At 36.6% G+C, this 10,039-nt stretch carries 12 protein-coding genes; 4 read left to right on the forward strand and 8 right to left on the reverse strand.

What is annotated here, in order from left to right:
* Together ACGHIN_RS15375 and ACGHIN_RS15380 are read left to right on the forward strand one after the other, a co-directional pair.
* Positions 1-247 (forward strand): LysR substrate-binding domain-containing protein (locus ACGHIN_RS15375; protein WP_390455448.1); only part of this gene is annotated, 247 nt, incomplete at its 5' end.
* Between the two features lie 83 nt (positions 248-330).
* On the forward strand, positions 331-1,266 hold the full coding sequence (locus ACGHIN_RS15380) for a YeiH family protein (protein WP_390455451.1): 936 nt from the start codon (positions 331-333) through the stop codon (positions 1,264-1,266).
* Between the two features lie 79 nt (positions 1,267-1,345).
* Here ACGHIN_RS15380 and ACGHIN_RS15385 read toward each other — a convergent pair whose 3' ends face one another.
* The 8 genes from ACGHIN_RS15385 to ACGHIN_RS15420 all read right to left on the reverse strand — a co-directional run bounded on the left by ACGHIN_RS15385 (position 1,346) and on the right by ACGHIN_RS15420 (position 7,631).
* Positions 1,346-1,540, reverse strand: coding sequence for a hypothetical protein (locus tag ACGHIN_RS15385; RefSeq protein ID WP_390455454.1), 195 nt, complete (start codon positions 1,538-1,540; stop codon positions 1,346-1,348).
* A 167-nt stretch (positions 1,541-1,707) separates the two neighbouring features.
* Positions 1,708-2,949 carry an MFS transporter gene (locus tag ACGHIN_RS15390; RefSeq protein ID WP_390455457.1) on the reverse strand — a complete coding sequence of 414 codons (1,242 nt, stop codon included), beginning with the start codon at positions 2,947-2,949 and terminating at the stop codon, positions 1,708-1,710.
* A 78-nt stretch (positions 2,950-3,027) separates the two neighbouring features.
* Positions 3,028-4,599, reverse strand: a complete 1,572-nt coding sequence (gene rny, locus ACGHIN_RS15395; RefSeq protein WP_390455460.1) for a ribonuclease Y — start codon at positions 4,597-4,599, stop codon at positions 3,028-3,030.
* 220 nt (positions 4,600-4,819) lie between these two features.
* Positions 4,820-5,107, reverse strand: coding sequence for a cell division protein ZapA (locus ACGHIN_RS15400; protein WP_390455463.1), 288 nt, complete (start codon positions 5,105-5,107; stop codon positions 4,820-4,822).
* The gene (locus tag ACGHIN_RS15405) at positions 5,107-5,409 is read right to left on the reverse strand and encodes a hypothetical protein (protein ID WP_390455466.1); all 303 of its coding nucleotides are present in this window, start codon (positions 5,407-5,409) and stop codon (positions 5,107-5,109) included. The genes ACGHIN_RS15400 and ACGHIN_RS15405 overlap by 1 nt, the downstream gene beginning before the upstream one ends.
* A gap of 138 nt (positions 5,410-5,547) precedes the next feature.
* Positions 5,548-6,330, reverse strand: coding sequence for a type IX secretion/gliding motility protein PorT/SprT (gene porT / locus ACGHIN_RS15410; protein WP_390455468.1), 783 nt, complete (start codon positions 6,328-6,330; stop codon positions 5,548-5,550).
* Positions 6,331-6,333: 3 nt separating this feature from the next.
* A complete protein-coding gene (ubiE, locus tag ACGHIN_RS15415; protein WP_390455471.1) occupies positions 6,334-7,065 on the reverse strand; it encodes a bifunctional demethylmenaquinone methyltransferase/2-methoxy-6-polyprenyl-1,4-benzoquinol methylase UbiE in 732 nt (243 codons plus the stop codon).
* Positions 7,062-7,631 carry a hypothetical protein gene (locus ACGHIN_RS15420; RefSeq protein ID WP_390455474.1) on the reverse strand — a complete coding sequence of 190 codons (570 nt, stop codon included), beginning with the start codon at positions 7,629-7,631 and terminating at the stop codon, positions 7,062-7,064. The genes ubiE and ACGHIN_RS15420 overlap by 4 nt, the downstream gene beginning before the upstream one ends.
* Before the next feature lie 99 nt (positions 7,632-7,730).
* Between ACGHIN_RS15420 and ACGHIN_RS15425 the strand changes: the two genes are divergently transcribed.
* Positions 7,731-8,798, forward strand: a complete 1,068-nt coding sequence (locus ACGHIN_RS15425; protein ID WP_390455477.1) for a 3-oxoacyl-ACP synthase III family protein — start codon at positions 7,731-7,733, stop codon at positions 8,796-8,798.
* A 70-nt stretch (positions 8,799-8,868) separates the two neighbouring features.
* On the forward strand, positions 8,869-10,039 hold a 1,171-nt coding region (locus ACGHIN_RS15430; RefSeq protein ID WP_390455480.1), incomplete at its 3' end, for a metallophosphoesterase.

Genomic DNA, 10,039 nt, shown 5'->3' on the forward strand with positions numbered 1-10,039 from the left:
TAATATGGAAGAATTGCATACCGTGATGTCATTAGGAAGCAGTGAAAGCATCAAAAGTTATCTGCTGCATTCAGATTGTATGGCGTTTCTGTCTGTAAGTACCATTCTTCCTGAGTTAAAAAGTAATCTTCTTACGATTATTGACATTAAGAATTTCAGTATTGAAAGGAATTTCCATATCATTCTTCCCAAAGGGGAACAGTCTGAACTGATCAGGCTCTTTTTAAGATTTATCAATTATAACTAAAAGTTATTTCCAATAACAAAATTCAATTTACTTTGTAATAATAAATTGTAGAATTTTGAACCATGAATTCAATGTTTTACAATATGAAAAAATTGGGCTTCAGTGAATCCGTTCAAAAGATCATTTTTATAGGATTTGCGATTCTTTGCCTCACTCCTCTTATTTCCTCACCCGTTGCCTTGGCCTTAGGATTTCTGATGGTTGTTATTGTTGGCCATCCGTTTGAAAAGAGCCTTCATTCCTACATCCATTTATTACTGCAGATTTCCATTGTGGGACTGGGATTCGGGTTACAATTGGATGAAGCCTTACAGGCAGGGAAGACAGGGTTTATAATAACGGTTGCAAGCATTATATCCGTCATGGTTTTAGGATATTTCTTAGGAAAAATCTTCAGACTGGATAAGCCGCTGTCTTATCTAATTTCTGTAGGAACCGCCATTTGCGGCGGAAGTGCTATTGCGGCAACTTCGCCTATCATTAAACCCGAAACCAGGCAGATTTCCCTTGCTTTGGCCATCGTTTTCACCCTTAATTCCATTGCTCTGTTTATTTATCCTGCAATAGGTCATTTTCTACAGCTTTCCCAAGAGCAATTCGGGTTATGGTGTGCCGTGGGAATTCATGACACAAGTTCCGTAGTAGGAGCCGCAAGTAAGTACGGAGATGCAGCTTTAAAAACAGCTACCACGGTAAAACTGGCTCGTGCATTATGGATTATTCCGGTTTCCGTAATCACGATGTTTATCTTTAAAAATAAAGGAACTAAAATTAAGATTCCATGGTTTATCGGGTGGTTCATACTTGCCATTTTGCTGAACACTTATCTTCCTTTTCCGGATAGTATAACTTCCATAGTAACCGGCTTCGCGAAATCAGGCTTGAACTTGACATTATTTTTTATTGGCTCTACCTTGTCTGTCCAGACTTTAAAAACCATAGGAGCAAAACCTTTAGCTTCCGCCATCATTCTTTGGATAGTTATAAGTATAGGAAGCCTTATGTATATTATGAGTTAAAAACAACAAAAACCTTTTGGATAACCAAAAGGCTTTTGTATTTAAATGTGGAAATGTTTATTTCAATTGAAATAATTTCTTAAATGTCAGAAGATCCGCATGTATATACCTGTGGGCATCCGATATACTGTACGCAATACCAAGGACCCGTTACAGAACCTGAACAGCTGCATCCGCAAAGAGATAAATCAGGATTTCCGCTGATTCCTCCTGCGATATTTTTAAGATCTGCTTTGTTTAATTTCTTAGCGTTTTTTAAAATGTTGTTTGACATGTGATTTGATTTTATTGATTAAACAATTATAAATTAGTTCCTTTCAAAGTTAAACATATATATATTATTTGCAACATAATTTAATACAAAATTTAATAATTCACTGATATAATTACCGTTATATTTAATTTGCAGAGAAATAAAACTGCTCTATTTATTAAACAATATTATTCGGTAAACTCCAGATCCTTATTGTGAGTTTCAGAAATCGTAAGGGCCGAATAAAAAGCTAATCCGAATACAATAGCTCCAAGAAGAGCTGCACTTACAATAATCGAAAAACTGTTCTTGAAAAAATCAAAAGCCAGGATCATCACAGGAACTAGCCCCCTTACCATATTGGGTACGGTGGTGGTTGCCGTATTCCTGATATTGGTACCGAACTGTTCTGCGGCCAGGGTGACAAACATCGCCCAATATCCGGTCCCCAGTCCTAACCACACACAGAAAATGTAATATCTGGTTTCAGTATTGGTATTGCCAAAAAGCATAATCGCTACACCGATCAGAGTAAAAACAAGCATATAAAAAATAGCCATTTTTCTGGATTTTAATGCATGAGAAATAAATCCGCTCAATAAATCCCCTACAGAAATACCTACATAAGCCCACATAATGGCTTTCCCGGGACTGATTTCCGTAATTCCCAATTCAGGCGCAAATTGATTCGCTAAAACAGCCAGAATTCCAATACAATACCAGGTCGGCAATCCGACTGCGATACATTTCAAATATCTTATCAAACGATCCTTATTGGTAAAAAAGGAAAAGAAATTTCCTTTGGAAACACTTTTATGTTCCATTTTTTTATAAATACCGGATTCAGACACACTGATCCTTAAAAACAAAAGCAGAATTCCTAATCCACCTCCTATGATATAAGAAATATTCCAGCCTCCGGCCAATTCTACCGTTAATTGGGCTACAACAGCTCCCATTAAACCAAAACCGGCTACTACAGAAGTGCCTATCGCCCTGAGGTTTTTTGGCAGGCTTTCAGAAACGAGCGTAATCCCGGCTCCCAGCTCTCCCGCTAAACCAATACCCGCAATAAATCTTAAAAAAGCATATTGATAGACTAAATGTTCTTTGGGAAAATACGGTAAAAAGCCACAGGCGATATTGGCTAATGAATACACCAGAATAGAACCGAATAGAACAGAAAGCCTTCCCTTCTTATCTCCGAAAACACCCCACAGAACTCCACCAAGCAATAAGCCCACCATCTGACAGTTAAGAATAAAAGTCCCGTCAACATCAGGATTAAGTCCCAAATCTTTTAAGCTGGGAATTCTTACAATACCAAATAAAAGGAGATCGTAAATATCTACAAAGTAGCCTAATGCGGAAATAACAACGGGAATGGAAAAAATGTGCTTCAGTTTTGAAGACAGAGAAAGCTCTTGCATTGATTTTTAAAATTTGGATAAAAATAAAAAACCTTTCAATCTCTTGAAAGGTTTTTATCAAATATCTTGATTCAATTATTATCTGGCAATATTCACAGCTCTTGTTTCTCTGATCACTGTTACTTTTACCTGTCCGGGATACGTTAATTCATTCTGGATTTTCTCAGAAATATCATAAGATAGTTGAGAAGCCACTTCGTCATTTACTTTTCCGCTTTCTACCATTACCCTCAATTCTCTACCTGCCTGAATTGCATAGGCACTTGATACTCCGTCGAAGCTTAGAGCCGCAGATTCAAGATCTTTCAGTCTTTGGATATAAGATTCCAATACCTGACGTCTGGCTCCCGGTCTGGCTCCTGAAATAGCATCCGCTACCTGAATGATCGGAGATAATAATGATTTCATTTCAATTTCATCGTGGTGAGCTCCGATCGCATTTACAACTTCCGGGTTTTCACCATATTTTTCTGCCCACTGCATTCCTAATAAAGCGTGTGGAAGCTCTGATTCCTGCTCCGGAACTTTACCAATGTCATGCAATAGACCTGCTCTTTTAGCTAATTTTACATTTAGACCTAATTCTGCAGCCATGGTCGCAGCAATATTGGCTACTTCTCTGGAGTGCTGCAATAGGTTTTGTCCGTAAGAAGAACGGTACTTCATTCTACCTACAATCTTGATCAGTTCCGGATGTAATCCGTGAATTCCAAGGTCTATAATGGTTCTTTTTCCTACTTCAATAATTTCCTCTTCAATCTGCTTTCTTGTTTTTTCTACTACTTCTTCGATTCTTGCAGGGTGGATTCTTCCATCCGTAACCAACCTGTGAAGTGATAATCTTGCAATCTCTCTCCTTACCGGGTCGAAACATGAAAGAAGAATCGCTTCCGGAGTATCATCAACGATGATTTCAACGCCTGTTACCGCTTCTAAAGCACGGATATTTCTACCTTCTCTACCAATGATTCTTCCTTTAACCTCGTCTGATTCAATGTTGAAAACAGATACCGAGTTTTCGATCGCCTGCTCCGTTCCGATTCTCTGGATCGTCTGAATAACAATTTTTCTGGCTTCGTTTTTAGCATTCAGCTGGGCTTCTTCCATGATACTCTGAACATGTGCCTGAGCTCTTGTCTTGGCTTCGGCTCTCATGGATTCCACCAGTTCAACTTTAGCTTCTTCTGCAGTGTAATTAGATATTTTTTCCAGAATTTCAACCTTTTTAGCAGTAACAGTATCCAACTCATGCTGTTTTCTATCTAAAATTTCGTTTTTCTTAGCATAATCTGCAATTTGCTTATCCAAATCCTTCTCAAGCTTTCCGGTCTTGCTAAGCTCCTCATTCAGCTTGTGTTCTTTATCCTTAATCCTTTTTTCCACCTCCTGCATTTTCTTTTCGCGGGCCTGGATATCAGCGTCGTGCTGAGACTTCAGTTCAAGGAATTTTTCTTTGGCCTGAAGGTTTTTTTCTTTCTTTATGGATTCAGCCTGTACAGTAGCTTTTTCTATAAGGTTTTCGGCATTTTTCTTTGCATCATCTATAATAAATTTAGCTTTTGAGTTTAAAGAGCTTTTAGAAAAAATCATTCCCAAAACAGCCCCGACTACTAAGCAAATAACGCCGACAATAATTGCGGTTGTTGTCATATATATCGAGTTTTAATTGTCTTCATAATTCATAAATAAAAAAGCCTACAACAATTCAAAGATTGAGAGTAAACTCCTAATCAACACGATTTGAACTGATTTCCATTGTCTGTAATCCGGAAGACCGGCACGCCATTCAATGGACATTTGTTCGGTAATTGTTTAGCGTTGAGTTTACCTTTAATGTGTTAGAATTATTGTAGGCAGTTTTTCGGGAAAATTATTTCCCTATTTCATTTAACGATTGATTAATCTGGATTAATCTTTCGTTGGTAGATTGTATACTTTTTTCGTATTTCAGAGACATTACTTCGGCATTGGTTCCCAGTTTCAAGGCACACATGGCTAAAGCATCCTGTTTATCTCTTACATCAAAGTTTTGTTCAAAATCTTTAATCATATTTTCAATCTGCTTCCCGACTTTCCGCAGAGTTTCTTCCTCTGCTGCCGGTACGTTCAGCGGATATACCCTTCCTGCAATGTTGATGGTTATTCTTCTTACCTCCATTATAATCCACTGTTTTGAAGCTGGGCAATACAGAAATCTATTTCCTTCACGAGCCTGTTAATATGATTTTTCATTAACCTGTTGTGTTCAGGATTCCCTGATATTGCTGAATAAAGTTTTATATTTTTTTGTTCTTCTGCTAATACCTGATTTTTTTTTCTTTCCTCATCATATTTCTTCTTCAGATCTTCATGCTCAATACTCAATTCCGATAATTTTTCAGCAAGAGTCCGATAGTTCTTTTGTAAATTCGAAATCTTTTTTTCCAGTTCTGAAAAATTGTTTTCTAAGTCTTGAAGCATTTCAGGTTTATATATTCTAACTAATAGCAAAAATATGAAATTATTAACAGTAATAAAAATAAAATTTCTTATATTTTAACCACAGAAACAAAAAAGGAGACGCAATGCATCTCCTTTTCTCTTTATATTTCTTAATTCTTATTCGAATTTCAGTACAAACATGATCGCTCTTGTCTGCAATGTAGATACTGCTGCTGACCAGTAAGGGGGAGTCGTTGCATTATCCGCCACTTTTTCATTATTCATGAAAAAAGTTCCTCTTACCGCAGGAGTCAGCTTAAATTTATTGAAGTAAAACTGGATTCCCATTTCCGCAGACCAGGCAAAGTTATGCGTCGTAGATCTGAAAACCTGCTGTAAGTTATCATCTTCCGAGCTTGAATTGGACTGTAGATTCACTACATAATTTACCCCTGCAGCAATATAAGGTCTGGAATTATACCATCTTTGGCCATGAAGCTCCAATAGTACAGGAACGTCTACCAACGTAGATTTAATTTCTCTTACTTTATCATTTTCAGTTAATGGAATAGGTGTAAAAGGAGGGTTGGTTAAAGTTCCGGCTGCATACTGATCATTGGATTGAGTATTAAAGGTCAGCTGTCTTTGAGCAAATTGTAACCCTGGTTCCATTCTTAAATCCAAATAATCGTTAAGTCTCCATTTACCGATCAACCCGGCACCGAAACTGATACTTTCTTTAGATGTAACAAGATTGTGATTTCCGCTCATCCCATATCTTGGGTGTAATACGATACGGTAATCAAGCAAGTTGCCATTTAAATAAAAACCCCAGCTGAATGTCTGCTGATCGAAATCTTCAAGCTTGTCCATTCTGTTTCGGGTTCTAAATTGTGCATCTGCAAAAACTGCGATATTTACGGTGGCTAAAACCAGTGCTCTTAATAAAAATTTATTCATAGGTTACTTTGTTGCTTTGTAAATTGTGGCTATACCTAAACTTTGTTTTTTATATTCAACTTTTTTAAATCCTGTATCTAAAAGAATTTGTCTCATCTTTTCCCCGAAAGGAAAAGCATTTACAGAATCCGGAAGGTACGTATATGCCCTATTATCTTTTGAGACCAGTCTGCCGATGGCAGGTAATATATTTTTGAAATAAAACATATACAATGGCCCCATGAACCCCTCAACCTTTGAAAACTCCAGTATGTAAACACTTTTGTTATCTTTAACTACTCTTCTTAATTCCGATAAACCTTTGGTGAGGTTTTCAAAATTCCTTACTCCAAATGCAACGGAAACAGCATCGAATCTATTGTCCTCGAAAGGTAAATTTTCCGCATCTCCTTTTTGCATGGAAATTTTGCCGTCTAATTTAAGTTTTTTTATTTTAATAACGCCAACATTTAACATTTGTTGCGATAAATCCAAACCAATTACTTTGGAAGCTGTTCCTTTTTCAATGGCAATTGCCAAATCTCCCGTTCCTGTAGCCACATCCAGCACTTCCTGCGGATTATCATTTTTCATCCATTTCACCAGATTATTTCTCCATAAAACATCAATTTTCATGGACAAAACATGATTTAAAAGATCATATTTCGGTGCAATATTGTCGAACATATCCTCTACCTGGCTCTTTTTGGTAGCTTCAGAATTGTAGGGCGTTACTTGGTTGATATCTTTTGTCAAAACTTGTAATATTCTTTATAATAATTAAGGTAATCTTGTTTTCTGAAAATTTTTGTACGGGATTCCACCTTGTCAATATTCTTAATCAGCTTATCATAATCTTCATTTACATTGTAATAAAAATCTTCTGTATAAAGCTTATTGAAACGTTTAGGAGCCCCAAAATATTCTTTCCCGTCTATAACGGTTTTATCAAGCACCAAAAGTAATGAATCTTTTTTAAGATTGTATCCATAAAATTGCCGATTGATATAATAATCCTGATGAGCGATATTGATAAGACCACGAATTTTATCTACCTGAAATGCAGAATCGTACAGTAATTTCTTATTCTGATCGAAAACTTTGATAGCATTTTTCCCTTTGTTCAGGTCTACTTTTACCGACTGCCCTGCAGAAATAATTCCTTCGGAACCGTTATTAATCGTATAATAATACGTATTGGAAGTAGGATTATCTACCAGGTAATAATTTTTCTTGGACAAAAAGAGGAAATAAATCCCAAAGGCAAGTATAAAAGCCACAACAGCAATGAGTAAACCTTTTAAGGATGGGTTATTTTTCATAGATTGTAAAGTACAATTTTTGCAAATTTAATAATATTTTTAATTCTTTCTTATTAATATTAATTATTAACTTTGCATCTTTAAAAAATCATTTAACGAATGCCGAATACGATCATTATTGGTTCAGGATCTTACCTTCCCAGCAGAATTATCGGAAGAGACTTTTTCCTGGATTCAGAGTTTTATACAGAAGACGGGGTTAAGATTGATAAACCTGCTGAAGAAACTATAGCTAAATTTGTAGAGATTACAGAAATAGAAAACAGGAGGTTCATCGATGATGATCTTTCCAATTCAAAAATCGGTTATGAAGCAGCAAAAATAGCTATTGAGGATGCAAAAATTGATGCTGAAGAATTAGATTATATTATTTACGCCAGCAATTTCGGGGAGGTAACGGTACACGGATATGCCGATTTCATGCCGACTATGGCTGCAAGAGTAAAAAATAAATTGGGCATTAAAAACAGAAAGTGTGTTACTTATGATATGCTTTTCGGATGTCCGGGATGGGTGGAAGCCATGATTCTGGCAGATAATTTAATTAAAGCCAATGCCGCTAAAACCATTTTGGTGATCGGAGCTGAAACATTGAGCCGTGTAACAGATCCGTACGACAGAAACAGAATGATCTTTGCAGACGGAGCCGGAGCTGTAGTGGTAAAAGCTACTGATAATGAAAATGTAGGAATCATTGCTCACAATACCATTTGTGATAATGGTGTAGAGCTTGATTATCTGGCTAACGGTCCATCCATTAATAAAGAATCTGATCAGACCCGTTTGTTTGTTAGAATGCAGGGCAGAAAAATTTATGAGTACGCTCTGAAAAATGTTCCTGCCGCTATTAAAGAAACTATTGAAGATGCAGGTCTTTCTATTGAAGACATCAATAAAATCCTGATCCACCAGGCGAACGCGAAAATGGATTATGCCATGATTGAAAGACTTCACAAGCTTTATAACGTGAAAGATTATGATCATTCTATTTCTCCAATGACGATCCAGAACTTTGGAAACTCTTCTGTAGCAACGATTCCCACCATGTATGATTTAATCATTAAAGGAAAAATGGAGGGTCAATCGTTTAAAGATAAAGGTAACATTGTTATGACTTCTGTGGGAGCAGGAATGAACATCAATGCTATCGTTTACAGATTTCCTTAATTGAATAATTTTAACTTAAAATAGTAAAAGCACAAAGGAAATTTCTTTTGTGCTTTTTTTGAAACATATTATGCAAAGAAATTTTTTAATTATTGCCGCTATCTTCCTGTTTTTAGAAGTATATATTTACCAGGCAATAAGAACGTTGACGGATAATTTCTGGATAAGGCTCGGGTATTGGGTAGTATCTTTGGGGATTTATGCAGTTTTTGCTTATGAGATCACTCACTTCCAAAGATCAGACAGGAATACGATGAGAACACAGATTATGGTTTCATTGTTTCTTATCTTTATTTTGCCTAAGATTTTTGTGGTGCTATTTTTATTAATCGATGATATTTTCCGAACCGGAAGCTATCTTACAGGACTGATAAGGCCTACGGAAAATTTCTTCCCGGAAAGAAGAAAATTTTTAAGTTTAATGGGGTTAGGTATGGGTGGAGTGCTTTCCGCATTGTTCATAGACGGAATCACTTTTGGAAAATACAGACATAAAGTAAGAAAAGTTAAAGTAACCCTTAACAATCTTCCGAAAAGCTTCAAAGGATATAAAATCGTACAGATTTCCGATGTGCACAGCGGAAGCTTTTCAGACCCTGACAGGCTCGCTCATGCTGTAGAGCTTATCAATGAACAAAACCCGGATTTAGTACTATTTACAGGAGATATGGTGAATAATGTTGCGGAAGAGTTCAAGCCATTCATTCCTTTATTTTCAAAAATAAAAGCTAAAGATGGCAAATTTGCGGTTCTTGGTAATCATGATTATGGAGATTATGTAACCTGGACTTCTCCGGATGCCAAGAAAAAGAACCTTGAAAATCTGATAGAATATGAAAGACAGGCAGGTTTTGATATGTTGCGAAACGAAAACAGAGTAATTGAAAAAAACGGCGATAAATTATATATTCTCGGAGTTGACAACTGGGGGTTAAAGCCGTTTCCACAATTCGGGGATCTGGATAAAGCACTCGAAAACCTACCGGAATCCGCTACAAAAATATTAATGAGCCATGATCCTACCCATTTTGACTATGTGGTAAAAAAACACAAGGGAAACGTTCACCTTACGCTTTCAGGACATACGCACGGAATGCAGTTTGGTCTGGATCTTAAAAATATAAAATGGTCACCAGTTCAGTACCGTTACCCGAAATGGGCCGATCTATATGAAAGTGAAGGGAAATTTCTGTATGTCAACAGAGGTTTTGGAGTCTTGGCATACCCGGGAAGAGTCGGAG

The organism is Chryseobacterium barbadense, assembly GCF_042849955.1.
Classification (GTDB): Bacteria; Bacteroidota; Bacteroidia; order Flavobacteriales; family Weeksellaceae; genus Chryseobacterium.

Bases quoted from the DNA above. Each gene is read 5' to 3' on its own strand.
- ACGHIN_RS15380 (WP_390455451.1), top strand. From the start codon at position 331: ATGAAAAAATTGGGCTTCAGTGAATCCGTTCAAAAGATCATTTTTATA.
- ACGHIN_RS15385 (WP_390455454.1), bottom strand. From the start codon at position 1,540: ATGTCAAACAACATTTTAAAAAACGCTAAGAAATTAAACAAAGCAGAT.
- ACGHIN_RS15390 (WP_390455457.1), bottom strand. From the start codon at position 2,949: ATGCAAGAGCTTTCTCTGTCTTCAAAACTGAAGCACATTTTTTCCATT.
- rny (WP_390455460.1), bottom strand. From the start codon at position 4,599: ATGACAACAACCGCAATTATTGTCGGCGTTATTTGCTTAGTAGTCGGG.
- ACGHIN_RS15400 (WP_390455463.1), bottom strand. From the start codon at position 5,107: ATGGAGGTAAGAAGAATAACCATCAACATTGCAGGAAGGGTATATCCG.
- ACGHIN_RS15405 (WP_390455466.1), bottom strand. From the start codon at position 5,409: ATGCTTCAAGACTTAGAAAACAATTTTTCAGAACTGGAAAAAAAGATT.
- porT (WP_390455468.1), bottom strand. From the start codon at position 6,330: ATGAATAAATTTTTATTAAGAGCACTGGTTTTAGCCACCGTAAATATC.
- ACGHIN_RS15420 (WP_390455474.1), bottom strand. From the start codon at position 7,631: ATGAAAAATAACCCATCCTTAAAAGGTTTACTCATTGCTGTTGTGGCT.
- ACGHIN_RS15425 (WP_390455477.1), top strand. From the start codon at position 7,731: ATGCCGAATACGATCATTATTGGTTCAGGATCTTACCTTCCCAGCAGA.